Source organism: Cyanobium usitatum str. Tous (genome assembly GCF_963920485.1).
GTDB classification, from domain to species: domain Bacteria; phylum Cyanobacteriota; class Cyanobacteriia; order PCC-6307; family Cyanobiaceae; genus Cyanobium_A; species Cyanobium_A usitatum_A.
In genome coordinates this window covers 2,174,892-2,199,043 of the sequence record NZ_OY986431.1, presented here as the reverse complement: position 1 = coordinate 2,199,043, position 24,152 = coordinate 2,174,892, and the positions used below count along the sequence as shown (strand labels likewise).

At 63.3% G+C, this 24,152-nt stretch carries 24 protein-coding genes, 1 tRNA gene, 1 other RNA gene and 1 pseudogene; 12 read left to right on the top strand and 15 right to left on the bottom strand.

The genetic code is table 11. From position 1 onward, the window contains the following. Nucleotide 1 precedes the first annotated feature (1 nt). Nucleotides 2–244: an acyl carrier protein gene (gene acpP / locus U9970_RS11940; protein WP_106632933.1), complete on the bottom strand. Its 243-nt coding sequence runs from the start codon at nucleotides 242–244 to the stop codon at nucleotides 2–4. A gap of 151 nt (nucleotides 245–395) precedes the next feature. Here acpP and psaC point away from each other — a divergent pair, with 151 nt between their 5' ends. Together psaC and glmS are read left to right on the top strand one after the other, a co-directional pair. Further along, complete coding sequence (gene psaC / locus U9970_RS11935; RefSeq protein WP_006042515.1) at nucleotides 396–641, top strand: photosystem I iron-sulfur center protein PsaC; 246 nt, start codon at nucleotides 396–398, stop codon at nucleotides 639–641. An 82-nt stretch (nucleotides 642–723) separates the two neighbouring features. Continuing rightward, on the top strand, nucleotides 724–2,643 hold the full coding sequence (glmS, locus tag U9970_RS11930) for a glutamine--fructose-6-phosphate transaminase (isomerizing) (protein ID WP_322764369.1): 1,920 nt from the start codon (nucleotides 724–726) through the stop codon (nucleotides 2,641–2,643). Here the strand turns inward: glmS and U9970_RS11925 are convergent. Both U9970_RS11925 and rimM read right to left on the bottom strand, forming a co-directional pair. Further along, nucleotides 2,630–4,126, bottom strand: coding sequence for a mannose-1-phosphate guanylyltransferase/mannose-6-phosphate isomerase (locus tag U9970_RS11925; RefSeq protein WP_322764368.1), 1,497 nt, complete (start codon nucleotides 4,124–4,126; stop codon nucleotides 2,630–2,632). The genes glmS and U9970_RS11925 overlap by 14 nt on opposite strands. A gap of 72 nt (nucleotides 4,127–4,198) precedes the next feature. Then, a complete protein-coding gene (rimM, locus tag U9970_RS11920) occupies nucleotides 4,199–4,771 on the bottom strand; it encodes a ribosome maturation factor RimM (RefSeq protein WP_322764367.1) in 573 nt (190 codons plus the stop codon). A gap of 52 nt (nucleotides 4,772–4,823) precedes the next feature. Between rimM and U9970_RS11915 the strand changes: the two genes are divergently transcribed. Next, nucleotides 4,824–5,003, top strand: a complete 180-nt coding sequence (locus U9970_RS11915) for an NAD(P)H dehydrogenase subunit NdhS (RefSeq protein WP_106632954.1) — start codon at nucleotides 4,824–4,826, stop codon at nucleotides 5,001–5,003. On the opposite strand, the gene U9970_RS11910 is transcribed toward U9970_RS11915, so the two are convergent. After that, complete coding sequence (locus tag U9970_RS11910) at nucleotides 4,981–5,700, bottom strand: ribonuclease III family protein (RefSeq protein WP_322764366.1); 720 nt, start codon at nucleotides 5,698–5,700, stop codon at nucleotides 4,981–4,983. The genes U9970_RS11915 and U9970_RS11910 overlap by 23 nt on opposite strands. An 18-nt stretch (nucleotides 5,701–5,718) precedes the next feature. Next, nucleotides 5,719–6,127, bottom strand: an RNA gene (rnpB, locus tag U9970_RS11905) — RNase P RNA component class A. Nucleotides 6,128–6,148: 21 nt separating this feature from the next. Here rnpB and U9970_RS11900 point away from each other — a divergent pair. From U9970_RS11900 to U9970_RS11890, 3 genes are all read left to right on the top strand, one after another. Beyond that, nucleotides 6,149–6,222, top strand: a tRNA-Arg gene (locus U9970_RS11900). Between the two features lie 103 nt (nucleotides 6,223–6,325). Next, a complete protein-coding gene (locus tag U9970_RS11895) occupies nucleotides 6,326–6,598 on the top strand; it encodes a hypothetical protein (protein ID WP_106632938.1) in 273 nt (90 codons plus the stop codon). Between the two features lie 36 nt (nucleotides 6,599–6,634). Further along, nucleotides 6,635–7,114 (top strand): hypothetical protein, encoded by a 480-nt coding sequence (locus U9970_RS11890; protein ID WP_322764365.1) that lies wholly within the window; start codon nucleotides 6,635–6,637, stop codon nucleotides 7,112–7,114. A 13-nt stretch (nucleotides 7,115–7,127) separates the two neighbouring features. On the opposite strand, the gene U9970_RS11885 is transcribed toward U9970_RS11890, so the two are convergent. Together U9970_RS11885 and U9970_RS11880 are read right to left on the bottom strand one after the other, a co-directional pair. Then, the gene (locus tag U9970_RS11885) at nucleotides 7,128–9,650 is read right to left on the bottom strand and encodes a glycogen/starch/alpha-glucan phosphorylase (protein ID WP_322764364.1); all 2,523 of its coding nucleotides are present in this window, start codon (nucleotides 9,648–9,650) and stop codon (nucleotides 7,128–7,130) included. After that, nucleotides 9,647–12,042: pseudogene (locus U9970_RS11880) on the bottom strand (phosphoketolase family protein). Before U9970_RS11880 ends, U9970_RS11885 begins: the two are co-directional and overlap by 4 nt. 131 nt (nucleotides 12,043–12,173) lie before the next feature. On the opposite strand from U9970_RS11880, the gene U9970_RS11875 reads away from it, so the two are divergent. Both U9970_RS11875 and U9970_RS11870 read left to right on the top strand, forming a co-directional pair. Then, entirely contained in the window at nucleotides 12,174–13,529 is a 1,356-nt protein-coding gene (locus tag U9970_RS11875; protein ID WP_322764363.1) for a cation:proton antiporter, read from the top strand. Further along, the gene (locus tag U9970_RS11870) at nucleotides 13,510–14,043 is read left to right on the top strand and encodes a methyltransferase family protein (RefSeq protein ID WP_322764362.1); all 534 of its coding nucleotides are present in this window, start codon (nucleotides 13,510–13,512) and stop codon (nucleotides 14,041–14,043) included. Before U9970_RS11875 ends, U9970_RS11870 begins: the two co-directional genes overlap by 20 nt. Here U9970_RS11870 and U9970_RS11865 read toward each other — a convergent pair. After that, nucleotides 14,003–14,317 (bottom strand): hypothetical protein, encoded by a 315-nt coding sequence (locus U9970_RS11865; RefSeq protein ID WP_322764361.1) that lies wholly within the window; start codon nucleotides 14,315–14,317, stop codon nucleotides 14,003–14,005. The genes U9970_RS11870 and U9970_RS11865 overlap by 41 nt on opposite strands. A 57-nt stretch (nucleotides 14,318–14,374) precedes the next feature. Here U9970_RS11865 and U9970_RS11860 point away from each other — a divergent pair, with 57 nt between their 5' ends. Continuing rightward, complete coding sequence (locus tag U9970_RS11860) at nucleotides 14,375–15,325, top strand: alpha/beta fold hydrolase (protein ID WP_322764360.1); 951 nt, start codon at nucleotides 14,375–14,377, stop codon at nucleotides 15,323–15,325. Here U9970_RS11860 and U9970_RS11855 read toward each other — a convergent pair. Beyond that, a complete protein-coding gene (locus U9970_RS11855) occupies nucleotides 15,237–16,427 on the bottom strand; it encodes an FAD-binding oxidoreductase (RefSeq protein WP_322764359.1) in 1,191 nt (396 codons plus the stop codon). The genes U9970_RS11860 and U9970_RS11855 overlap by 89 nt on opposite strands. A gap of 17 nt (nucleotides 16,428–16,444) precedes the next feature. On the opposite strand from U9970_RS11855, the gene U9970_RS11850 reads away from it, so the two are divergent. Further along, nucleotides 16,445–17,782, top strand: a complete 1,338-nt coding sequence (locus U9970_RS11850) for a four-carbon acid sugar kinase family protein (RefSeq protein WP_322764358.1) — start codon at nucleotides 16,445–16,447, stop codon at nucleotides 17,780–17,782. Between the two features lie 93 nt (nucleotides 17,783–17,875). Here U9970_RS11850 and U9970_RS11845 read toward each other — a convergent pair whose 3' ends face one another. Genes U9970_RS11845 through U9970_RS11830 form a run of 4 tightly spaced genes read right to left on the bottom strand, consistent with a single transcriptional unit; the run spans nucleotide 17,876 to nucleotide 20,269 of the window. Further along, a complete protein-coding gene (locus U9970_RS11845) occupies nucleotides 17,876–19,213 on the bottom strand; it encodes a (Fe-S)-binding protein (RefSeq protein WP_322764357.1) in 1,338 nt (445 codons plus the stop codon). Further along, the gene (locus U9970_RS11840; protein WP_322764356.1) at nucleotides 19,210–19,581 is read right to left on the bottom strand and encodes a type II toxin-antitoxin system VapC family toxin; all 372 of its coding nucleotides are present in this window, start codon (nucleotides 19,579–19,581) and stop codon (nucleotides 19,210–19,212) included. The genes U9970_RS11845 and U9970_RS11840 overlap by 4 nt, the downstream gene beginning before the upstream one ends. Next, the gene (locus U9970_RS11835; protein ID WP_322764355.1) at nucleotides 19,578–19,772 is read right to left on the bottom strand and encodes a type II toxin-antitoxin system VapB family antitoxin; all 195 of its coding nucleotides are present in this window, start codon (nucleotides 19,770–19,772) and stop codon (nucleotides 19,578–19,580) included. Before U9970_RS11835 ends, U9970_RS11840 begins: the two co-directional genes overlap by 4 nt. A gap of 35 nt (nucleotides 19,773–19,807) precedes the next feature. Further along, entirely contained in the window at nucleotides 19,808–20,269 is a 462-nt protein-coding gene (locus U9970_RS11830) for a DUF2887 domain-containing protein (protein ID WP_322764354.1), read from the bottom strand. A gap of 318 nt (nucleotides 20,270–20,587) precedes the next feature. Here U9970_RS11830 and U9970_RS11825 point away from each other — a divergent pair, with 318 nt between their 5' ends. Together U9970_RS11825 and U9970_RS14300 are read left to right on the top strand one after the other, a co-directional pair. Beyond that, nucleotides 20,588–21,361, top strand: coding sequence for a hypothetical protein (locus U9970_RS11825; RefSeq protein WP_322764353.1), 774 nt, complete (start codon nucleotides 20,588–20,590; stop codon nucleotides 21,359–21,361). Between the two features lie 88 nt (nucleotides 21,362–21,449). Next, nucleotides 21,450–21,614, top strand: coding sequence for a helicase-related protein (locus U9970_RS14300; protein ID WP_407653042.1), 165 nt, complete (start codon nucleotides 21,450–21,452; stop codon nucleotides 21,612–21,614). A gap of 211 nt (nucleotides 21,615–21,825) precedes the next feature. Here U9970_RS14300 and U9970_RS11815 read toward each other — a convergent pair whose 3' ends face one another. Both U9970_RS11815 and U9970_RS11810 read right to left on the bottom strand, forming a co-directional pair. Next, on the bottom strand, nucleotides 21,826–22,725 hold the full coding sequence (locus U9970_RS11815; protein ID WP_322764351.1) for a glycosyltransferase family 2 protein: 900 nt from the start codon (nucleotides 22,723–22,725) through the stop codon (nucleotides 21,826–21,828). Nucleotides 22,726–23,040: 315 nt separating this feature from the next. After that, on the bottom strand, nucleotides 23,041–23,640 hold the full coding sequence (locus U9970_RS11810) for an acyltransferase (RefSeq protein WP_322764350.1): 600 nt from the start codon (nucleotides 23,638–23,640) through the stop codon (nucleotides 23,041–23,043). Nucleotides 23,641–24,152 lie beyond the last annotated feature (512 nt).

The window sequence follows — 24,152 nt, the reverse complement described above, 5'->3', positions numbered from 1 at the left end:
CTCAGGCCTGCTTGTCCTGAATGAACTTGACGGCATCGCCAACGGTGGTAATGCCTTCGGCAGCTTCGTCAGGAATTTCGATGTCAAATGCTTCTTCCAGAGCCATTACCAACTCGACGGTGTCGAGGGAATCGGCACCCAGATCATTCTGAAAGTTTGATTCGGGCTTCACTTCCCCAGCGTCAACGCTGAGCTGCTCGGCAACGATCGAGCGCACTTTCTCGTAGATCGCTTCCTGGGACATGGCCGCTGTGAGAGTCGATGCACTCTACGGGTCGCCCCGCTGGGCGCCCCCCGGCGTATGAACAAGGGTGACGGGCTGCGGGCTCCTTTGCTGCGGGTCCGGAGGCTGTGGGTACGTTGGGCACCACGCCGTTTGTTCCCGGCTCAGGCCCATGTCCCACGCCGTCAAGATCTACGACACCTGCATCGGTTGCACCCAATGTGTGCGCGCCTGCCCCCTCGATGTGCTCGAGATGGTGCCCTGGGATGGCTGTAAAGCCGGCCAGATTGCTTCCTCTCCCCGCACTGAAGATTGCGTTGGCTGTAAGCGCTGTGAAACCGCTTGCCCCACCGACTTCCTCAGCATCCGCGTCTACTTGGGCGACGAAACCAGTCGCTCGATGGGCTTGTCCTACTGAAGATCATTGGCCCTGTTGCCAATAAGCTCAAGCCCGGCCTTTAGCCGGGCTTTTTTGTTGCGCTCCTCGCTGGCCCAGGCCTATGTGCGGCATTGTTGCCCTGATTGGATCGCGGGAGGCGGCTCCCCAGCTGCTGGAGGGCCTGCGCCAGCTGGAATATCGCGGCTACGACTCCGCCGGCATTGCCACGGTTAATGGGGCTGGCCTCCATTGCCTCAAGGCAGAGGGCAAGCTTGTAAATCTCACGACCCGCTTTGAGGCCCAGGGGGCCCCGGGCCAGTGCGGCATCGGCCATACCCGCTGGGCTACCCACGGCAAGCCGGAGGAGCGCAACGCCCACCCCCACCTCGATGGCTCTGGCCGTTTGGCGGTGGTGCAAAACGGCATCATCGAGAACTACCGCAGCTTGAGGCAGGAGCTGCAATCGCAAGGGGTGTTGTTCCGCTCCGAGACCGATACCGAGGTAATCCCGCACCTGCTGGCTCGGGAGCTGGAGCGCCGCCAGGCGGCAGGTGAGCAGGCTTCAGCGGCACTGCTATTGGCAGCTTTGCAGTCGGTGTTGCCGTTGCTGCAGGGGGCCTACGCCCTGGCGGTGGTGTGGGCAGAAGCCCCTGGAGCTTTGGTGGTGGCCCGTAAGGCGGCGCCCCTTTTGATCGGCCTGGGGGAGGGGGAGTTTCTTTGTGCCAGTGATACCCCGGCCCTGGCGGGCTTTACCCGCACGATTTTGCCGATGGAAGACGGCGAGGTGGCCCTACTCACCCCACTGGGCATCGAGCTTTATGACGCCGCGGGCCAGCGGGTGCAGCGCAGCCCCAGCCTGCTTAGCGGCACCGAGCACGTGGCGGATAAGCGCAGCTTCCGCCATTTCATGCTCAAGGAGATCCATGAGCAGCCTGAAACGGCCGCCCTTTGGGTGGCCCGGCACCTGCCTGAGGCCCGGGCTGGCGAGCTGACCCCACTGGTGGCCCTGCCTCTGGCGGCTGAGGTGTTTGAGGGGGTGGAGCGGATCCAGATCCTGGCCTGCGGCACCAGCCGCCACGCCGCCCAGGTGGGCGCCTACCTGCTGGAGCAGCTGGCCGGTATCCCTACAAGCGTTTTTTATGCCAGTGAATTTCGTTATGCGCCGCCGCCGCTGAGCCCCCACACGCTCACGATCGGCGTCACCCAGTCTGGGGAAACCGCCGACACCCTGGCTGCCCTGGCGATGGAGCAGGAGCGTCGCCGGCTGGTGGCCGATCCGGCCTACCGGCCGCGGCTGCTGGGCATCACCAACCGGGCCGAAAGCTCCCTGGCCCGGATGGTGGACCACATCCTTGATATTGGTGCCGGCATTGAGGTGGGTGTGGCGGCCACCAAGACCTTCCTTGGCCAATTGCTGGCTTTCTATGGGTTGTCCCTGGCATTTGCGGAGCGGCGGCTGGGCCAGCGGCAGGGCGGCGTTAGCTCGGGCCGCAGCCGCGAGGAGCTCAAGGAGCTGGTGGCCGCGTTGCGCCTGCTGCCCCAGCAGCTAGAAGCCCTAGTGGCAGACCACGACCAGCGCTGCGCCGCCCTGGCCCACCGCTTTGAGGGCACCCAGGATGTGATCTTCCTGGGCCGTGGCATCAACTACCCGATTGCCTTGGAAGGTGCGCTCAAGCTCAAGGAGATCAGCTACATCCACGCCGAGGGCTATCCGGCCGGCGAGATGAAGCACGGGCCGATCGCCCTGCTCGATGCCAAGGTGCCGGTGGTGTCAATCGCCATGCCAGGTGCGGTGTTCGACAAGGTGCTCAGCAATGCCCAGGAGGCCAAGGCTCGCGATGCCCAGCTGATCGGTGTGGCGCCCGAATGCCCAGATGCGGAGTTGTTTGATGTCTTGCTGCCGGTGCCGGCGGTAGACGAGCTCATCAGCCCGCTGCTAACGGTGATCCCCATGCAGCTGCTCAGCTATCACATAGCCGCCCACCGGGGCCTGGATGTGGACCAACCCCGAAACCTGGCCAAGAGCGTCACTGTGGAGTGAGGGTCGGAGTGAGGGCTGGAGTGGGGCTGGCGTCGCTGCGTCCGTAGCGATCTTCAAAGCGGACGATGTCGTCTTCGCCCAGGTAGGGGCCGCTTTGCACCTCGATCAGCTCCACCGGAATCTTGCCCGGGTTTGAGAGCCGGTGGCGGCAACCGAGCGGGATGTAGGTGCTTTGGTTTTCGCCTACCAGCTCCGTGCCGCCGTCTTTTTCGACCACCGCCGTTCCCTGTACCACGATCCAGTGCTCGGCGCGGTGGTGGTGCATCTGCAGCGAAAGGCTGGCCCCTGGGTTGACCACAATCCGCTTCACCTGCCAGCGCTCACCCTCGGTGACGCCGTCATAGGAGCCCCAGGGGCGGTAGATCTTGCGGTGGGCCTTGCTCTCTGGTGCCCCCTCCCTCTCCAGCAGCCCCACTATTGCTTTGACCTCCTGGGCCCGGTCGCGATGGGCTACCAGCACGACGTCATCGGTTTCCACCACCACCAGATCCTCCACACCGAGCCCCACCACCAGCCGATGCTCGCTGCGTAGATAGCAATTGCGGCTCCCCTCGCTAATCACCCGCCCCCGCAGCACGTTGCCGTTGCTGTCTTGATCTGCCGTTTCCCACAGGGCGCTCCAGCTGCCCACATCACTCCAACCTGCCTCTAGGGGCAAAACGGCGCCGCGGTCGGTGCGCTCCATTACCGCCACATCCAGCGCCACGCTGGGGCAGCTGGCAAAGGCCTCCCGCTCTAGCCGCAGAAAGTCGAGATCGGCGCTGTCGTGCTCCAGCGAGGAACGGCAGGCGCTCACAACCTCAGGTGCCAGCCGCTCCAATTCCGCCAGGATGGCGCTGGCTTTGAACAGGAACATGCCGCTGTTCCAGGTGAAGCGCCCCGTGGCAAGAAATTGCTCGGCGGTGGCCCGATCCGGCTTCTCCACAAACCGGGCGATTGGTACCGGTGCGTTGGCACCGAGCAGCGACTGGGCGGCTTCGATGTAGCCGTAGCCGGTTTCCGGCGCCGTGGGCACGATTCCAAAGGTGACCAGCTGGCCCGCCTCAGCTGCTGCCATCCCGGCAGCCACCGTGGCGCGGAAGGTGGCGGCATCGCGGATCACGTGGTCTGCCGCCAGCACCAGCAGCAGGGGATCTTCCCCATGGGCGGTGGCTTGCAGCGCTGCTACCGCCACCGCCGGGGCGGTATTGCGGCCGATCGGCTCCAGCAGGATCGCTTGGGGCTCCACGCCGATCTGCCGCAATTGCTCGGCCACGATGAAGCGGTGGTCTTCATTGCAGATCAGCAGGGGTGCGCCGAGACCCGGCAAGCCCTTCAGGCGCTGCTGGGTCTGCTGCAGCAGGGTGTCTTCTCCCGTACCGGCCAGGGGCCAATACTGCTTGGGGTAACTAGCTCTCGACAGGGGCCACAGCCGCGTGCCGGTGCCGCCGCAAAGGATCACCGGCACGAGGGCACTGCTTGGGGAGCTAGGGCTATTTGCCATGGACCGGACTGGGTTGCGCCCATTCAAGGTCACCTTTGGCTAACCAGCCAACGGCTGCCTTCTGAGAGTCGCCTAGAGCTCCAGCAGCCCGGGGGGCGGGGTGATGCCGATCCAGCCTTCCTCGAGATGGACTTCCGGCACGATCGCTGTCACGAAGGGGATCAGCAGTCGCCGCGGGCCATCGGGGGTTTCCTGTTCCACCTCCAGCAGGTCGTTGCCAGCGTGGATCAGGTCGCGAACCCGGCCAATGGGCCGCTGATCCGCCAGCAGCCGCACTTCGGTGCCCACCAGGTCGAGCAGGTGAAATTCGCCTTTGGCCAGCTTGGGGCGGTCGGCTAGGGGCACCAGCAACTGGTCACCGACCAGGGCTTCGGCAGCTTCCCGGCTGTCGATGGCGGCGAGCCGCACCACAAACAGCTCCTTGCCTGGCAGTTGCCTGCCGCTCAGCAGCTCCACCTGGCGTGGCGCCTCCTCCCGCCGCTGCAACCAGCGCCGGCCGGCCCGGGTGAAGCGCTCCGGGAAATCGCTCATGGGCAGCACCCTCAGCTCGCCCTGCAGCCCTTGGGCTGACACCACTTTGCCGACCACAAGTAGATCTTCGGGGGCAGGAGTGGCGATCTCGCTGCTGCTGGTTTGATCGGCCATGGCCAGCTACTTCCCGCGTCCCCCGATAATGGCCCTACGCCTCGCCTAAATCATGGCCGACCTGCCGATCCTGCCGGGCTCCACCGTGGTGGTGCGTGACGGCCGCTCGATTTACAATGGCTACCGGGGCTTTGTGCAGCGGATCAGTGGCCAGCAGGCCGCCGTGCTGTTTGAGGGCGGCAACTGGGACAAGCTCGTCACCATGCCGCTCAAGCTTCTCGAGCAGGCTTGATCACAGCGAGGGCGGCCCTGGCGGCTTCCTGTTCGGCGCCGCGCCTTGAAGGCCCCCAGCCCGTGTGGCTTGCCTGGCCCGCAATCGTCACGCTGCAATGAAAGCGGCGCGGGTCAGCGTGGACTTGGCTGCGCTCCTGGCAGTCGTAGTGCGGCAGGCCCAGCCCGGCTGCCTGGGTCCACTCCTGCAGGGCCGATTTCCAGTTGTGGAGGTCTGGATCGGCCAGTAATTCGCTGCTGCTGCGCTGCCAGTGGGGATTGAGCCAGCGGTGCACGGGCTCCAGTCCGCCCTGGCCGGCGCCCCAGGCTTCATAGAGGCCACCAAGCAGGGCTTCACAGCATTCCGCCCGCACCGTGGCCCGTCCGGCTTGGTCGCCGCTGGCCATTGGGCCGAGGTGCAGCACGGATTCGATCTTGCAGTGCTCGCCCAGTTCGGCCAGCCAGCGGTCGCTAACTAGTTGGGCTCGCAGGGCAGAGCAGCGCCCCACGCTCAGGTTTGGAAAGTGCCGTTGCAGGAATTCGGCTGCGGCTAGGCGCAGCACGGCGTCGCCCAAGAATTCCAGGCGCTCATGGTTGCGGGCCAGGCCCGCTGAGGTGTGGCTGAGGGCCTCCTCTATAGGGGCAAGGTCGCGGTCGCCAACCTCCAGGCCCAAGGAGCGCAGGAAGGCAACCAGCTGATGGTGGCGTTCGGGCCGCATGGGCTGGCGAGGAAAAGGGGTGAAAGCAGGACGTAAGCCGGGTTCTGTTCTCCCACCAGCGAGCCGGTGGGGGGTGATCATCTGTCTGGGACCGCCGTTGCCGGCGGCCTCGAGCGGCGCACTTGAAGCGGGACGGGTGTCATGGCCAACCGTTGTCCCTGGGCCTTGCTCCTAGCTGGGGTTTACCTAGCCAGCACCTCTCGATGCTGCTGGTGCGCTCTTACCGCACCCTTGCACCCTTACCTGTGCGGGGGGCGAGCCCCCTGCCATCGGCGGTGTGTTTCTGTGGCACTGTCCTCACGGTCACCCGCACTGGGCGTTACCCAGCAAGCCTGGCCATTGGGGAGCCCGGACTTTCCTCAACCAAGCGCTCCAGCTACCTCCGCGGAGGTGCCGCAGCCCTGATCGCGATCACCTCGCCTGCTTTCGCATTCCATAATGCCGGGATGGGGCTGTAGCTCAGCCGGATAGAGCGACGGTTTCCTAAACCGTAGGTCGTGGGTTCGAGTCCCGCCAGCCCCGTTCTTCACGCCACCCCTTCATGGCTAGGGGTAGCGAGCGCTACAGGTGGTGGCCTACCCATTCGCAGCACCGGGGCTAGCGTGGCCCCAGTCGTTTGACCGCGATGACCCAGCTTCACGATCTTCGTCTGCGTCTGCTGGTGCAGCAGGAGAGCGAACGCATCGCCGATAGCCAGCCCGATGAGCTCGACCTTTCGGTGGTTCAAGCCCGCTGCCTTTGCTGGCTGGCCCTGCTAGCTGAGGCTCACGAGGAGCAGGCCACCGACGCTGAGCGGAGTGGGGACACCGAGCAAGCCATGGGCTGGTTTGCTGATTCGATGCGGTTGCGCGACGTGATCAACGTGGTGACCTCGATCGAGATCCCCTTGGCGGCGTGAGTGCCATGATGGGGACTGAGATCCAAAGGGAGTGCGGTGCCAGAAGAGCCCTGCCAGTGCCCTGATTGCCAGCGGTTCTATCGGGAACATGACCGATTGATCCGTGAAAATCCCACCCTGCGCCAGCAGCAGGAGCTCAATTGGGCTGCGTTGCAATCATTTCGCACCCTGGCAGGCCGGGTGATGGAGGAGTTGCAGAAGCAGCAGGAGGCAACTGAAGCTGCCGCCAGTCAGGCCAATGCTGCTCCTGGCGGCCAAGGGGCAGGTACAGGAGCTGTTGAGGATCAGAGCGCTGAGCCCGATGCCTTCCAGCAGGCCATGGCGGACCTGGAAAACATCAATGCCCACCTCTTCTCCATTGAGGCGCTGATGGAGCGCATCTTTGACGTGCGGGTGCCCGACGAGGTGGAGCAAAAATTTAGGGAAGTGGCCGGTGAGCTGGCCCCTGATCCGCTTAATGCCGATCGCCTAAGGCTGAATCGGCTGCTCCACCAAACTCCAGACCTGCCCGGTTAAGCCATCTCCCCGGTCAGTCCAATTCGCAGGTGATCGTGACCGGGAAGCTCTCGGCTTTCCATATCCGCTCTGCGTAGTCGCGGATTGAGCGATCTGAAGAGAAGAAGCCACTGCGGGCTGAATTCAGCAACGACATGCGGTTCCAGCGACCCCTGTCGGCCCAGGCCAGGTCGACCTCGGACTGGGCCCGCAGATAGTCGTTGAAATCGGCCAGCACAAAGAAGGGATCCCGGCCGGTGAGGTTTTGCAGCAGCGGCCTAAATAGGTCGCCATCCCCATTGCTGAAGTGGCCCTGCTCCACCAGTCGCAGGATCTCGGCCAACTCGGGCATTCCCCCGATCAGCTCCCAGGGGCGATAACCCGACTGGGACAGCTCGGAGATCTCCTCAGCTGTCTTGCCAAACAGGAAGAAGTTCTCGGCACCCACCTGTTCGCGGATTTCCACGTTGGCGCCATCGAGAGTGCCGATGGTCAGCGCCCCATTCATGGCGAACTTCATGTTGCCGGTGCCGGAGGCTTCCTTGCCGGCAGTTGAGATCTGCTCTGAGAGGTCGGAGGCGGGGTAAACCCGCTCACCCAGCTTGACGTTGTAGTCGGCCAGGAAGATCACTCGCAGCCGGCCCTCCATGTCGGGGTCGGCGTTGATCGTTTCGGCGATGCCGTTGATGAAACGAATAATTAGCTTGGCCATGTAATAGCCCGGTGCTGCCTTGCCGCCGAAGATCACCGTGCGCGGGGCCATACCCTCAGCCTGACCATTCTTGATGCGCAGGTACTGGGCCACCACCTGCAGGGCATTGAGGTGCTGGCGTTTGTATTCGTGGATCCGTTTCACCTGCACATCGAATAGGGAGGTGGGATCGACCAGCACACCCGTGTGGCGATGGATGTAATTACTCAGCTGGCCCTTAACGCCCAGCTTGGTGGCTTCCCAGCGCTCGAGGAAGCTGCTGTCATCGACGAACTGCTCCAGGCGGCGCAGCTCATCGAGATGGTTAATCCAGCCGGTGCCAATCGATTCATTCAGTAGGGCCGCCAGCTGGGGATTGGCCAGGGCCACCCAGCGCCTCGGGGTGACGCCGTTGGTGACATTGGTGAATTTCTCGGGCCATAGGGCCGCGAATTCAGGAAACAGCTCGGTTTTGACCAGTTCGCTGTGCAGGGCTGCTACGCCGTTGACGTGGTGGGAAGCAACGGTGGCCAGATTGGCCATGCGGACTGCCTTATCGCCCTCCTCATCGATGATCGAGACCTTGCGCAGGATCTGCTCGTTGCCCGGATATTTGAGGCGCACCTGTTGCAAGAAGCGGCGGTTGATCTCGTAGATCAGCTCCAGGTGGCGGGGTAGCAGGGAGCCAAATAACCCCAAGCCCCACTTCTCGAGGGCTTCCGGCAGCAGGGTGTGATTGGTGTAAGAAAGGGAGCGACTGGTGATGTTCCAGGCGACCTCCCATTCCAGGTGCTTGTCATCGAGTAGCAGGCGCATCAGCTCTGCCACGGCGATGGCCGGGTGGGTGTCATTTAGCTGCACCGCCCAGTTATCGGGGAAATCCGTGATCGGGATGCCGCGGGCATCGAGGTTGCGGATCATGTCCTGGAGGGAGCAGCTCACGAAGAAGTGCTGCTGCTTCAGGCGCAGGCGCCGACCCTCATCCGTGCCGTCGTTGGGATAGAGCACCTTGGAGAGGGTCTCGGAGCCCACCTTCTCTTCCACGGCGCCGTAATAGTCGCCGCTGTTGAAGGCGTAGAAGTCAAAGGATTCGGCGGCATCGGCTCGCCATAACCGCAGCCGGTCGCAGGTGTTGACCCGGTAGCCCAGCACTGGTACGTCGTGGGGAACGCCAATGGCGTGCTCGGCCGGAATCCAGCGAACCCGGTAGGTGCCGTGCTCATCGCGGTAGCTCTCAGTGTGGCCGCCGAAACCCACGAAGCAGGCTTGATCGGGATGGGGCAGCTCCCAGGGCCAGCCGCTCTTGAGCCACTTATCGGTGATCTCCACCTGCCAGCCATCGCGGATCAGCTGGTCAAAAATGCCGAATTCGTAGCGGATGCCGTAGCCGGTGGCTGGTATTTCCAGCGAGGCCAGTGATTCCAGGAAGCAGGCCGCCAGTCGACCCAGGCCTCCGTTGCCCAGGCCAGGCTCCTCCTCAACATCGAGGATTTCGTTGATGTCGTTGATGCCGAAACGGCGCAGGGCTTCTGCCGCTTCCTGCTGGATGCCCAGCATCAACAGGTTGTTGCCCAGTTGGGGCCCGATCAGAAATTCAGCGGATAGATAGGCCACCACTCGAGTCGGGCTGGCACTGAGCGCCTCAATGCCAGCCAGGTATCGGGTCATCAGCCGGTCGCGCACCGCGTAGCTGAGGGCCATGTAGAGGTCGTGGCGGCTGGCCGTGGGGGCGAGCTTGCCGAGCGTGTAAAAAAGGTGCTCAGTCATGCCGTCGAACACGTTTTCCGCGGTCAGGCCACTGCGATCTGGGTCGGCGTAGCAGCCCGGGGTGGGCAGACGCAGGTTGCTGGGTTGGAGGTCGCTCATTGGTGTAATTCTCCCGCATGGGCCGCGGCAGGCAGTGGGTTCCATCGCCAGTTGGTGACATCCTCCGCATCCATGCCGTGCTCATGGGCGTGGGCCCGGTTGGCCAAGATCGCCTCCTTCATGCGCTCTTTGACGTGGGCGGCGCGGGAGCCCAGGCCCGCAACCCGGTCAATCACATCAATAACCAAGTTGAAACGGTCGATCTGATTGTTCATCGCCAGCTCCAGAGGGGTGTTGATATTGCCTTTCTTCTTATATCCGCGCACGTGAAAGTTGACGTGGTTGGTGCGGTGGTAGGTGAGTCGGTGGATTAGCCACGGGTAGCCGTGAAAATTGAAGATCACCGGTCGATTCGTGGTCAACAGGCTGTCGAAGTCCCGATCGCTGAGGCCGTGGGGGTGTTCGCCCGGAGTGGTGAGAGCAAATAGCTTCACCACATTGAGCCCTCGGATTTTTAGGTTCGGGATTTCACGCCGCAGAATTTCAACTGCGGCCAGGGTTTCCTTAGTAGGGATGTCGCCCGCGCAGGCCATCACCACATCAGGCTCATCTGGTTCGGTGCCGCACTCGTCGTTGCTAGCCCAGCTCCATAGGCCTATGCCCTTGGCCACGTGGGCCCGGGCCTGCTCCAGAGTTAGATATTGCAGGTGTTTCTGTTTGTCAGAAACAATGATGTTGCACACGTTCGTTTCCTGTAGCGCCTGTTCAGCTACCGCCAGCAGGCTGTTGGCATCGGCCGGCAGATAGACGCGCACCACCTCGCCACTTTTGTTGCCGGCGAGATCGATGAAGCCAGGATCCTGGTGGGTGAAGCCGTTGTGGTCTTGGCGCCACACGGTGCTGGAGATCAGACAGTTCCAGGGGGAAATCGGCGCGCGCCAGGGGGAGTGGTGAATGCAGGATTCCAGCCACTTGGCGTGCTGGTTGAACATCTAGGCAATCACATGGGCGAAGGCCTCATAGGTGTGGAAAAAACCATGGCGGCCGGTGAGTAGGTAGCCCTCCATCATTCCCACCAAGGTGTGTTCGCTCAACATCTCGACAACGCGGCCGCTGCGGGAGAGCTCGCTGCCGTTGAGGTCTTCCGGTAGAAATTCCTCCATCCACACTTTTTTGCTGACCTCGTAGATGGCTTGCAGCCGGTTGGAGGCGGTTTCATCCGGTCCGAACACCCGCACGGAATCGGGGTTTAGGGCAATGGCATCGCGCAGCAGCTCCCCTAGGGGAGCGGTGTTTTCGGCCTCGTGTTGGCCCGGTTGCTCAACGGGCACGGCATAGGTATTCACCGGCGGCAGGTGCAGGCGGCGGCGTAGCAGCCCACCATTGGAATGGGGATTGGAGCCCATGCGGCGCTGGCCACTCGGCGAGAGGGCCCGCAGCTCGGCGATCAGGCTGCCCTGCCCATCGAAGAGTTCGCCGGGGCGGTAGCTATGCAGCCAGGCTTCTAGTTGCTTTAGCTGGGCCGGGTCTCGCTTGGGATCGGGCAGGGGCACCTGGTGGCTGCGCCAGAAGCCTTCCAGCTTTTTGCCATTTAGCTCCGCCGGCCCTGTCCAGCCCTTTGGAGATCGCAACACGATCATGGGCCAACGGGGCCGGTTGACGTTGCTGGGATCGCCGCTGCGGCGGGCCTCCGCCTGCACCTCTTGAATGCGGTTTATGGCTTGGTGCATCGCCATCGGCTCGCTGCCTTCCACAAACAGGGGCTCCCAGCCGTAGCCCCGCATCAAGCTGGCGAGCTCCTCTCTGGGGATGCGGGCCAGCAGGGTGGGGTTGGCGATTTTGTAGCCGTTGAGGTGCAGCACCGGCAGCACGGCGCCGTCGGATGCGGGTTGAGGAACTTGTTGATGTGCCAGCTGGTGGCCAAGGGCCCGGTTTCCGCCTCGCCATCGCCGACGCAGGCCAGGGCGATCAGGCTGGGGTTGTCGAACACCGCCCCGCAGGCGTGGGAGAGCACGTAGCCGAGCTCGCCGCCCTCGTGGATCGAGCCAGGGGTTTCGGGGGTGCAGTGGCTACCGATGTGGCCGGGGAAGGAAAACTGCTTAAGGAAGCGCTGCATGCCGGCAGCATCCGTCGACTTTTCGGGATAGATCTCGCTGTAGGAGCCATCGAGGTAGGTGGGTGCCAGTACCCCAGGGGCGCCATGGCCCGGGCCCGACAGATAAATCATGTCGAGGTCGTGGGACCGGATCATCCGGTTGGCATGGGCCCAGATGAAGGATTGACCCGGGCTCGAGCCCCAGTGCCCCAGTAGCCGACTTTTGAAGTGAGCGGGCTGCAGCGGTTCGGCCAGCAGGGGATTGTCCTGCAGGTAGATCATCCCCACCGCTAAGTAGTTGGCGGCCCGCCACCAGGCATCAAGACGCTGCAGTTGCTCTGCCATCGCCCGCGTCATCAAATCAATATTCAGACCGTAGCGATGGTTGCCAAACCTCTTCCCCACGCCCGAATAGAGAGCAGGGTCCAAACACCTTGGCGCGGGCGGCTTTAAGGTCGCGCCTCCCACTACCGCGCACCCACCTCTCCATGGTTCTGCCTGCGCTTTTGCTTGAAATCGGCAGTCACCAAGCCGAAGTTGCTGAAACCCTGATTTCGGTGGGCGAGTTTCTGGTGATCTTCGTGGCGGCCAGGCTGCTGGCGGAGCTGATGGTGCGGGTGCAGCTGCCCACAATTTTGGGTGAGCTGGTAGCTGGCGTTCTGATTGGCGTTTCCGGCCTGCATTTGATCGTGCCGCCCGAAACCCAGGTCCAACTCAGCAGTTGGGGCTTGGGCTTGCTCAGTTCTCTGGCCGATCTCTCACCGGAAAAGGTGCAGGAGATCTACGCCGAGACCTTCCCGAATCTGCAGGCGGTCTCCCAGATCGGCCTGTTTGCCCTGTTGTTTCTCACCGGACTGGAGAGCGAGCTCGATGAGCTGGTAGCGGTGGGTGCCCAGGCCACCACCGTTGCCGTAACTGGGGTGGTGCTTCCTTTTGCCCTAGGCACTGCGGGCCTTTATTACATCTTCCATGTGCCCCTGATTCCAGCGATCTTCGCCGGTGCGGCGATGACTGCCACCAGCATCGGCATCACCGCCAGCGTGTTTGGTGAGTTGAAGTTTCTGCGCACCCGCGAGGGTCAGACGGTGATCGGCGCGGCCGTACTCGACGACATTCTCGGCATCGTGATCCTTGCTGTGGTGGTGAGCCTGGCTGGTGGAGAGGGCTTCAGCGTGGGCCCGATCCTGAAGTTGGTTGCGGCGGCAGGAGTGTTTGTGGCGGCGGCCCTGTTCCTAAGCCGCACTGCTGCTCCTGGGTTCGACTGGCTGCTCGACCAGCTCAAGGCCCCTGGCGAAGTGGTGGTGGCGGCCTTCGTGGTGTTGTCGCTCTGCTGCTTTGTGGCCCAGGCGATCGGCCTGGAAGCGGCTCTTGGCGCTTTCGCTGCGGGCTTGATTCTTAGCTCTTCTAAGCACACCCATGCGATCCAGGACACCGTTAAGCCCCTAGTCGCCCTGTTTGCCACGATTTTCTTCGTGCTGATTGGTACGGGCATGGATCTGTCGGTGCTCAATCCGTTTAACCCTGAAAACCGGGAGGGATTGATCGTGGCGGCCTTCCTGCTCACCGTGGCGATTGCCGGCAAGGTGGCAACCGGCTGGAGCTACTTCAGCAAGGAGAAAACCAACCGCTTGGTGGTCGGTTTGGGGATGATGCCCCGCGGCGAGGTGGGCTTGATCTTTCTTGGCCTGGGTACCCAGGCTGGCCTGCTGACCAAGCCGCTGGAGGCCGCAATCTTGCTGATGGTGATCGGCACCACCTTCCTGGCGCCGATCCTGCTCAGACTGGTGTTGGGTGGCAGCGCTGGAGGTCCGGATCTTGATCCACTTGCCGAAATTCCAACCTGAGCGCTGGGGCCTGAGTTGGGGGGGCTGGCTAGACAACCGCCACGGTGAGTGGTGGCTGCTCGCCCAGTTGGCCCTGATTGCCGCCCACCTGCTGCCGCCCTGGCCTGCCCCCGGCGCCTGGGGTTATGCCTGGCCCCTGCCGATAGCCCTGGCCGGTGCCGTTTTGCTGCTGCTGGGCTTGATCTTGGCGGCTCAGGCGTTCTGGGGGCTGGGCTCCAGCCTTACGCCCCTGCCTGATCCGATCCCTGGCGCCCCATTGGTGACAAGCGGGGCCTACGGCCGTTGCCGTCACCCCCTCTATCAAGCGGTGCTGCTTTGTTCGCTGGGGGTGAGCTTGGCCCTGGGCAGCCTGCTGCATCTGGCCTTGCTGCTGGCCCTGGTGGCCGTGCTCGGCGGTAAGGCGCGCCGCGAGGAGCGGGCCCTTGAGCTTGCCCATCCCGATTACGCCACCTACCGGGCCCGCACACCGGCAATCATTCCCCGTCTTCCCTGGCTCGACTGGCGAGCGCTGTGAACAGCCCCCAGCCTGCGGCGATCAGGCCGAGGCTGCTGGCCCAGTCCGGGCCCAGGGCCCAGCTCAGGCCCAGGTCGGCCAGCACCCCGATGGCCAGGGCCAGCAGCAGGCTGCTAATCACCAACACCACCTGCTGGAAAGTGCTCGGCAGGGAGCCTGAGGCAAGTGCTTCCTCCAGGCGCCCCAAGGGGCCGCTCAAGGGGAGGTAAAGGGCTAGGGCCCACAGGGCGATCCCCGGCAGGAAGGGGCTCCAGTCAGGGCTGGTGAGGGGCAATGGCGCGCCGCAGATCTACCTAGCATCAACCACCCTGGACACATCAAGGTGGCTTCCTTGTCTGTACCCCAGCCCTGGAGCTACGCCGGCCATCCAGTGCACGCCATCGCAGCGGCGCCAGCTGAGCCCGAGGGCCCGGCGATCCTGCTGGTGCATGGCTTTGGTGCTTCCACGGACCACTGGCGCCACAACATTCCCGTGCTGGCCCAGCGCCATGAGGTGCACGCCATCGACCTGCTGGGCTTTGGTCGCAGCGCCAAGCCGGCCGAGCTTGCCTACGGCGGCCCCCTCTGGCGCGACCAGCTGGCCGCCTATGTGCACGAGCGCATCGGCCGGCCGACGGTGCTTGCGGGCAATTCCCTTGGCGGTTTCTCAGCCCTAGCGGCTGGCGCTGCCCTAGGGGACCAGGCGGCCGGGGTGGTGCTGCTGAATGCGGCAGGGCCGTTCAGCGATGAGCAGGCGCCGCCTAAGGGCTGGGGAGCGATCACCCGCCAAACCATTGCGGGAGCCCTGCTCAAAAGTCCGGTGCTGCAGAGGTTGTTGTTTGAAAATTTGCGCCGGCCGGCCACGATTCGCCGCACCCTCAACCAGGTGTATGTCGACAAGAGCAACGTCGATGAAGCCTTGGTGGAGGCGATCCGGCGGCCATCGCTGGATCCGGGTGCCTTCGGTGTTTTTCGCACCGTGTTTGATATCCCCCGCGGCCAGCCCCTCGATGAGTTGTTTGTCCAGCTGACATGCCCGTTGCTGTTGCTCTGGGGTATCCGCGACCCCTGGATTAACGCCGTGGGCCGGCGGGCTGCTTTCCAGCGTCATGCTCCGGTAGGCACCAGCGAAGTGGTGCTCGAAGCCGGTCACTGTCCCCACGATGAAGTGCCAGATCAGGTAAATGCTGCCCTGCTCGACTGGATCGCCGGCCTCAGCTCCGGGGCGGCTCCACTCCCGGCAGATTCACTCCAGGGAGGCGACCGCGCGACAGTTGCTGCTTCGGGTCAAACTGCCGCTTGATCGCCTCGATCAGGGGCCGCGATGGGGCGTCTAGCCAGGCCGGCAGTTGGCTGCTGGCGGGCTGGCGCAACACCGTCAGGTAGCCGCCAGCCTGCTGGCAATGGCGCCTGAGCGCCTCCACCTTGTAGGTCGGCAGGGCTGAGGCAGTTGCCCAGGCGATACCTAGGCCACTGCCAGCCCCCAGGACCAGCGGCAAGCCGGCCAGGGCTGGATCGGCGAGCAGGGCAGTCGCCTGGTTGGGGCGCACCGCCAGCCGCAGCAACCAGTCGCTGGACCCAGTTTCAGACCCTTGGCTTTGGCCTACCAGGCTTGCGAGTTCGGCAGGTTCAAGAGTTTGGGCCGTTATTCCCATTGGAGCAGCCTTGGCGGCGATGCAGCCGATCTGCTCATTGAGGGTGTGGGCGTTGATGCTGGCCAGGCTGATCAGCAGTCCGGTGTCTTCTTCTTGGCGGGCAGGGGGTCGCCACCAGTCGATCCGCTCCGGGCTGAGGCTTGAGCCCAGCAGCCAGGAAGCCAGTGGGCCGAGGGCTTCGAGCGGCCCCGCCAGCTTCAGGCCGCGCCGCTGGGGTGGCTCCGGCATGGTGCGCAGCGTGAGGCTGCTGATCAGTCCTAAGGACCCCCAGCTGCCCGCCATCAAGCGCATCAGGTCGTAGCCGGCCACGTTTTTCACCACCTTGCCCCCGGCCCGGGCGCGGGTGCCGTCGCTGCGGATCAATTCCAGGCCAATGATCTGGTCGCGCACGCCCAGATAGCGCTGGCGCAGACCGCCGGCCAGGCCCCTGGCCACCAGGCCGCCCAGGCTGCCGCTGGCTTGGCCGCCCATGCCGCTGCCCCAGGGCCAGTCAACGGCTAGCCACTGCCTGTGGCGGGCCAGTTCGGCTTGCAATTCGACCAGGGGCGTGCCGGCTAGGGCCGTCACAGTGAAATCGCCAGGGCTGTGCTCAACGATGCCGCTCAGCCGCCTACAGCTCACGGTGGCGCTGGCGCCCATAACTGGCGGCCCCCAGTTGAGTCGGCTGCCCAGGCCGGCGGGTTGCCAGGGCGCAGCTTGCTGGTGCAGCTCGCGCACCAGCTCCTGCAGCTCCCTGGGCTCTGGAGTCATCACGGCACGATGGTGCCATGGCCGCCTCCTCCAAAATCATCGTCATCGACGATGACCCCACCGGCTCCCAGACGGTGCACAGCTGCCCGCTGCTGCTGCGCTGGGATGCCGCCACCCTGGCGGCGGGGCTGCGGCACCCTTCGCCACTGCTGTTTCTGCTGGCTAACACCCGGGCCCTGGCGCCGGAAGCGGCCGCGGATCGGGTGCGCCAGATCTGCCGGGCCCTGGCCGCGGCCCTTCCCCTGGCAGGCATTGAGCGTTGGTGGCTGGTGAGTCGCGGCGACTCCACCTTGCGGGGCCACTTTCCGTTGGAGGTGGAGGTGATAGCGGCCGAGCTTGGCCCCTTTGCGGCCACCTTGTTGGTCCCGGCCTTTTTTGAGGGGGGCCGCACCACCGTGGAGGGGGTGCATCGCCTACACGGCCAGCCCGTGCACGAAACCGCCTTCGCCCGCGACCGCCTGTTTGGCTACGCCAGCAGCGATCTACCGGTTTGGGTGGAGGAAAAAAGTGGGGGCCGTATCGCCGCTCACCAGGTGCAGCGTCTGACGGGCGCCGAGTTGGATTACGCCGTAAGCGATGGCGGCCAGGCCCTGGCGGAGCGATTGGCGGCCCTAGATGGCGGGCCCGTGGTGGCCGTTGACGGGGAGCGACCTGAGCAACTGGCCGCCCTGGCCCAGGTGGTGCGCCAGGCCTGGCCGCGGGCGGTGCTTTCCCAGTCGGCGGCCAGTTGGATTCAGGCCTTAGCGGCTTTGCCGCCCCAGCCCCTGGCTGGAGCTGGCTTGGCCCGGTTGCGCCGCCCCAAGCCAGGGCTGGTGCTGGTGGGCTCCCACGTGCCCTTGGCTGATGCCCAGCTCACCCAGCTGCTGACGGAGCCCCGCTGCGTGGGGCTGGAGCTGCCCGTCGCCAAGCTGGCGCGGCTGCTGGAAGGCCCCCTGCCGGAGCTCCTGCTGGCTTCCCTGGAGGCCGACTGGCTGGTTCAGTTGCGGCGGGTGCTGGCCCAGGGGCAAACGCCGGTGCTGTACACCAGCCGGGGTGAGCTCCAGTGCTCATCAGTGGCGCAGCGCCGCCGCTTAGGGGACGCTCTAGCGGCGCTAATGGCCCGGCTGGCTGCTGCCCTGGCGCCCCAGCTGGGTTACCTGATCAGCAAGGGGGGCATCACCACCCACACCCTGCTGGCCGATGGTTTGGCTCTGGCGGCGGTCGAGTTGCAAGGCCAGCTGCTGCCGGGGCTTTCCTTGGTGCTGGCTGATCTGCCAGAGCCACTGCCGGTGCTCACTTTCCCCGGCAATCTCGGTGATGGGGACACGCTGCGGCTGGCCTGGCGCTGGATGGAGGGTTTGGAAGGCGCGGATTAACTCGTCTCCTCGCCAATGGCCACCGCCGTATTACCCCCACGGCACCGGCCAAGCCAAAACCCACTCCCAGAATGTTCTCGGGGATGGGTTGGCTCAACCGCTATAGCTCTGCTCCAGCAACTGCATCGGATGCAGCACCGGGATCGGCTGGGGCAGTTCCTGCAGGTGGCGGCGGATCTGCAGGCTGCAGCCGATGTTGGCGCTAACAGCCAGCTCGGCACCGGTGCCAGCTAGGTCTTTGGCCTTGAGCTGCCCGAGGGCGGCGGCCTCCTCAGGCTGCACCAAGTTGTAGATGCCGGCGCTGCCGCAGCACACTCCCGCTTCCGTCGCTTCGCGCAGCTGGATGTGGGGGATGGCATTGAGTAGGGCCCGGGGCTGGCTGCTGATGCCCTGGCCATGCAGCATGTGGCAGGCGTCGTGATAAGCCAGTTGGAGCGGGCGTTTGGCGCTGGCTGGTTCGCCGTCAGCGTGGCTCAGGGGCTTGAGGGCGGCGAGGAATGGCTGGCTCAGGCCGAGCTCGGCGAGGAACTCCTGTATGTCCGCGACCGGGGCGGAGAAGCTGCTGCCGGTGAGCCGCCCGTAGGACTTCATGGTGTGGCCGCAACCGGAAGCTGCCACCAATACGGCGTCGAGAGGCTCGGCCCCGGCGGGCTTGCCTGGGCCCACTACGGCCTCGAAGCTTTGGATCAGGGCCTGGGCCAGTTGGTGGGTTTGGTCCAGTTCCCCTTGGTGGTGGGTCACGGCGCCGCAGCAACCTTGGGCTGGCGGGATCACCACCTCGATGCCGTTGGCGCTCAGCACCTGCACGGCGGCCTGATTCACGGCTGGATCAAATAAACGCTGCACACAACCCAGCATCAGCCCTACCCGGGCGCGGCGAGGACCCTGGGCGGGCACTACCAGGGGGAAGTCGTCGCGGAAGCCAGCCGGCACCAAGGGAGGTAGCAGCTGATCGAGGGCCTCCAGTTGGGGGCCGAACAGGCGGGTGAGCCCACTGCGGCGGGCCAGGGCCTGCAGGGGGGTGCCGGCGTAAAGGCGCAGCGGCGTGAGCAGGGCCCGAAGCCGCGCAGGGTAGGGAAGCAGGGCAAACAGCAGCTTGCGAAATGCCTGCTGGGCGGAGCTGCGCAGTTCCGGGGCGTTGAGCTGGGGGCGCGTCGCCTCGATCATTTGGTCGTAGCGCACCCCTGACGGACAGGCGGTCACGCAGGCGAGACAGCCCAGGCAACTGTCGAAGTGTTTCGCCACGGTGGCGTCGAGGCTCAGTTCACCGTTGGCGATCGCCTTGAGGGTGTAGATGCGGCCCCGGGGTGAATCCATCTCCGTTCCCAGCACCCGGTAGCTGGCGCAGGTGGGCAGGCAGAAGCCGCAGTGCACGCAGGGGTCGGTGGCGCCTGCAGGGGTAGTGGGGCTGGGGGAACCGAAACCGCTCATGGCGGGCAGTCTGGCGCCGCCACACCCAGATCCTTGGCTAGGACGCCCAGCCGACGATCACCGGTCCAGAGCCAGCAGCCCGACAGTCGTGCGGAGGCCAGCAGGTGGGCGTCGATGAAGCCGATCCCACGCCCCATCAGCTGCTCCTGCTCGATCAGGAGCAACACCTCCCCATCGCTCGCCACGGTTGCCTTCGGCAGGCCCTGCAGCAGCTGCAGCACCTGCGCGCGATGGCGGGGGTTGCCGCACGCGAGTTCGCCGATCACCCAGGGATGCATCACCACATCATTCTCTTGGAGCGCGGCCTCGAGCTGCGGTAAGCCGGTGCGCAGGTGGTCCACCCACACGGAGGTGTCAACGAGAATCAAGCCGTGCTCCGGCGACGCGGGATGGGGGCGAGATCCGGTTGGCTGCCGCCCAGGGCGGCCAGCCTGCGCGCGCTTTCCCGCTGCACCAGGGCCTGCAACGCTTCCTTGAGCAGCGCGCTGCGCTCCAGGTCGCCGCACAGCTGTTGGGCCTGGGCCAGTAGCTGCGCGTCCAGGGTCACGGTGGTGCGCATCGATCAGAAGAACCAAGCCTGCATCAGCCTAGTCATCAGTTGATGCGTGTAGACGTGCTGACTGCGCCCCCAGTCTCCTTCACCCCCCGCAGTGGCGGATCACGGCGTCGGCCTCTTGTCAGCCCATGTGCTCGAGCACCATCACGCCGCTGGGGCACCACCAAGACCACGGCCAGGCGGTGTACCCGAGGCTGGATCTGGAGAAAGCGAAAGCTCTGGGTGCCAAGGCGGTGCTTGAAACCTGGCTTGCTGCGCATCTGCACCTCCAGCAGCACCACCGGTTGCTCCAGCGTGCCGGCCTCCCCGCTTCTGGGCCAAAACGCCCCATCAAGCCGGTGGCTTGCGGCTTTGAGTTCAGGCGCCTCAAAGCGATAGAGCGCATCCCCAGGAGAATCAGGCCCGAGCTCAGGCACCGCAGAGGCACCCTGCGGCAACAGCAAGGCGATCAGATCCGGCGCGCTCTGGAACAGCCCGTAGAACCAGTGATCGGTTTTCAAGGCCCACCAACCCACACAAAACAGCCACCCAGCACGACCCAGACCCCCCTCGCCAACCCTCTGGCGCCTCCAGCTGCGCAACCTGGGAGCAGCTCAAGCAGCAGAGGCAGTTCACGCTGGATATGCAGCAATCACCGACGGGCTACCCCTGGCGGCTGGCAGCCGATCGGGGCTGCTGCTGGCCCGGCCTGAGTGAGCGCTGGTGGAAAAGCCCACTGAGCTAATGCCGACACTGGAGGCGATGCGACTGCCGGCGCTACCCAGCTGAGAGCAGGTGCCTCCCAGCTCAGCCAAACTGGGGAACCCAAGCCCTAACCGATGCCCCGCCGCCTGATCCTGCATGCCGGCCCCCACAAGACGGGCACCAGCGCGCTTCAGGCGGTGCTGCGGCAGCAGTCGTTTTCAGCGTTTTATTACCCCCGCACGGGGCAGTGGCCTGATGGTGCTCATCACAATCTGGTGTTCAGCCTGATCCCGGAGCTGCGGCGCCCGGATGCCGAGGCGCTGGAGCCCGAGCTGCTGCTCGAGCAGCTCCAAGCGGAACTGGCTGAGGTGCAGCACGACACGCTGCTGATCAGCAGCGAATTCCTCAGCCTGGGCTGTGCGGCCCGGGTGGTGGCCTGGCTGGTGGAGCAGGGCATTGCCCAGCCAGACGGGATCAGGGCGTTGCTGGTGGAGCGGGAGCTGCGCAGCAGGGCAGCCTCGCACTACAACCAGGCGGTGAAGGACCCCTATGTGGGTGAAACCCGCAGCCCGCAGCAGTGGCTGAAGGAGGAAGAGGCCAAACTCAGGTTTGAGCCCATGATTGAGGATCTGGAAGCTGCAGGGTTGGGGGTAGAGGTGTTGGCCTATGAGCCAGCAGAAAGCTTGGTGCACAGGGCGCTCAAGGTAGCTGGTGCCATAGATGGGGAATTGCCGGATCAGATTCCGTGGACCAATACGTCGATGAGCGAAGCGGTGCTGATGGCGCTGCTGGAGGTGAATCGAACGGTGCGTGATCCGCAGGAGCGACAGATACGCCGCAATGCGTTGTTTGCGACTATTTCACCTGCTTTTTTAGCGTCGTCTCCAGATTTATTCTCTGGTCATTAAGGCATGCGGCAGTCACCTTGGGCTTGATCAACTTTGGAGGCACGTTCCGAGGGTGCATTAAAGACTGCCATTCTGGAACGCTTGCAACATGTATGCGATTACGCGTTTAAATAATTCAGAGTCGGTTTTCAGCCCAGACGCAAAGCGTGACTTCAAGGCAGACAATGCTGAGATTCTGCTTTGCATCGATGCGACAGCGGAGGGTCTGAACTTCAAGTTCCTCAGTGCCCTGGTCAACTACGACATGCCTTAGAACCCGATACGGGTGGAGCAGCGCATTGGTCGTATCGACCGCATCGGTCAGACACACGACCAAATGCAGATCATCAGCCTCCACCATGACGGGACGGTGGAGACCGACGTTCACATGGCGGTCAAGGGTCGGATCGGCGTGTTTGAGCAGTTGGTTGGAAAGCTACCGATTCAGGCCAAGGCCTCCACTTCGATTTCCCAGGCCACCCTCGTCATCCAGATTGGGTTCGCATACTCTTCTGCAGTACAGCATCCGCCCGCTCTATTGCCCCCACATCAGCGAGGTGAGCCATCTCAGCCTCGCCCATTCGTTGGGCCGCGAATTCGGCACCCAGCAGCCCACGATCCGCGAGATCAACCCAGCGCTTCCAATGCCACGCGGCATCACCGGGATAATGTTCCCCGCAGTGACGAAAAAATTCGCGAGCATTGTTAACCTTTCGAACGAAACGTTCATTTGTGGTTAACGGCAGGTGCACTAGTAACAACCCTTTCGCAGCGATTGATGGAATGGGTTGGCCCCTTGAATCTGCAATGGAGTGCCATCCTAAGCCGTAGCGTGAGACCCGATCGGGCCGGCAAATAAGCTTGGGCATGATCCGATTCATGATCCAGCGCTTGCCGAGGGGCTCGTCGAGAAGCGAACGGCTTAAATCTTCCCGGCCCGTGATGAGGCGAATCCCAAGAAAGTCGCTTGCCTCGGTACCGGCCGTCGGAACGAACGGATCGCTGGATAAGGGGACGTTGTAGCGCTCGATCGAAAGGACTGGCCCCGTAACGTTCGCAAGTGCGCCCGGCAGATCATCGTTGACACAAACCATAAATTCGTCGGCATCGATGAACAGCAGCCAGTCTGGCGAGTGTTGACGAACGAAAGGGTCGATTACCTCTCCACCAACCTGCAAGTTCTGATCGAAATCTGGGCTGAATGAGGTGCGAGTGAGCGGAGCAGCACTATGTCTGCTTAGACGGTCCACGATATCAATGGTCCCGTCGGAGGAATTATTGTCCAGCACGAGGATAGGTCCGACACCTACGGCCCAAAGTCTCTCTAAGCAAGGCTGAATGAGTTCCACTTCGTCCTTCACTCCTACGATGGCGGCAACTTTCACCTTCCTTGCTCCCGGATAACGGATATCATAACCTCGAGGCTTGGAACTGAAGCTCGTGAGTCTTTTTGCTAACATGGCTAGTATTGCCAGATCGCACTACCGCTCACGAATCGATTGAAGCTGCGAGCCTCCCCCAGATCAATCGGTCGTACCTACAAACGTGAGGAGTTTGCCCCGAGCCGCGATGTTCGCCCCATCCATTTTTCGCTAAGTCCAGTGAATGCCTTTCTGTGGGTTGTAAGCACCAACCGTTTGGCCTTTAACTATCCAATGCAGAAAAGACGCGACTCGCCCAATCGCCCATAGCTCGCGTTGCTACGGAAAATAATTAGGTACGTTTTTTCGCTTTTCTATCTCGACGAGCAAGCGTTCACACTCCAGCGTGCCGCTACGCTCGCGTTTCTGAATAACTCGGCATGGGACACCTGCATTTACGGTCCATGGCTCGATGCTTGTTTTCACCAGTGATAGTGCACCGACGGTTGCTCCTTCTCCGATGATTGCACCCGGCAGAAGTACCGTGTTTACGCCGAGCACAACATGGCGCCCAATCATGACAGGCTCGGAAATCACTTTCCGACATTCCTCGGGAACCATCGGCCCCGCAATACCTGCCGATGTGAAGGAGTCGGAGGATGAAAGAATTTTTACCCCGTGCGAAATGGCGGAGAAGTCCCCGATCTCTATGCGCCCGCGGCCAAGGATTGCTACGTGCCCTGAAATGTGAACTCTAGAGCCGATCTGCAGGTGACCGCTCATGGTGATGATGCAAAACGGATCGATACGGACGTGGGATCCAATCGATATCCGACCCGCACCGGCAATCACGCATGAACTGTGGAGGAGAACATCCTCGCCGAGGCTGGCGAACCCCTGTTCTTCCAGTTGATCTCGAGAAAGAAATTGGCTATTCATTGTATGACAATACTCGACGCGCCTGATTACGGCAAATAAATACCTGACTGCAGGGACACATGGCTCACTAGCTGCTCCTCGCTTATGTTTTATGTACTGATATCCAGCGAACTGCCCATTCTCCGAACTAAGCACTTAACAGTCGAACTTCTGTGCCATGTAGTTGTAGGTAGCATGGTTGAGCGGGGGGAGTCGCGGGAAGTCCTGACGCAATTCATTGGGCACCTCCCGATTACTTTCGGTGCAGCTTCAAAGGATACCATTGCCAATTGTAGTGCAAGTGGTGCGCCTATGGGATTATACGCGGCAATTCGTCAGGCTTTCTATGATGCCCACCTGCACGAAATAGAATTCTATAACCTCCTTAAAGTTGGCTGTCGTCAGCGAAATCGGGATAAACGTTGGCAGCAGCCCCTCTTCCTTCTGGGGTAACAATTCAGTTCCCGTCATCGGAGTTGGCTTGCTCGACTTCCACCAGTTTGCTCCTTGTTGAGATCCTTGGCGCACATAAA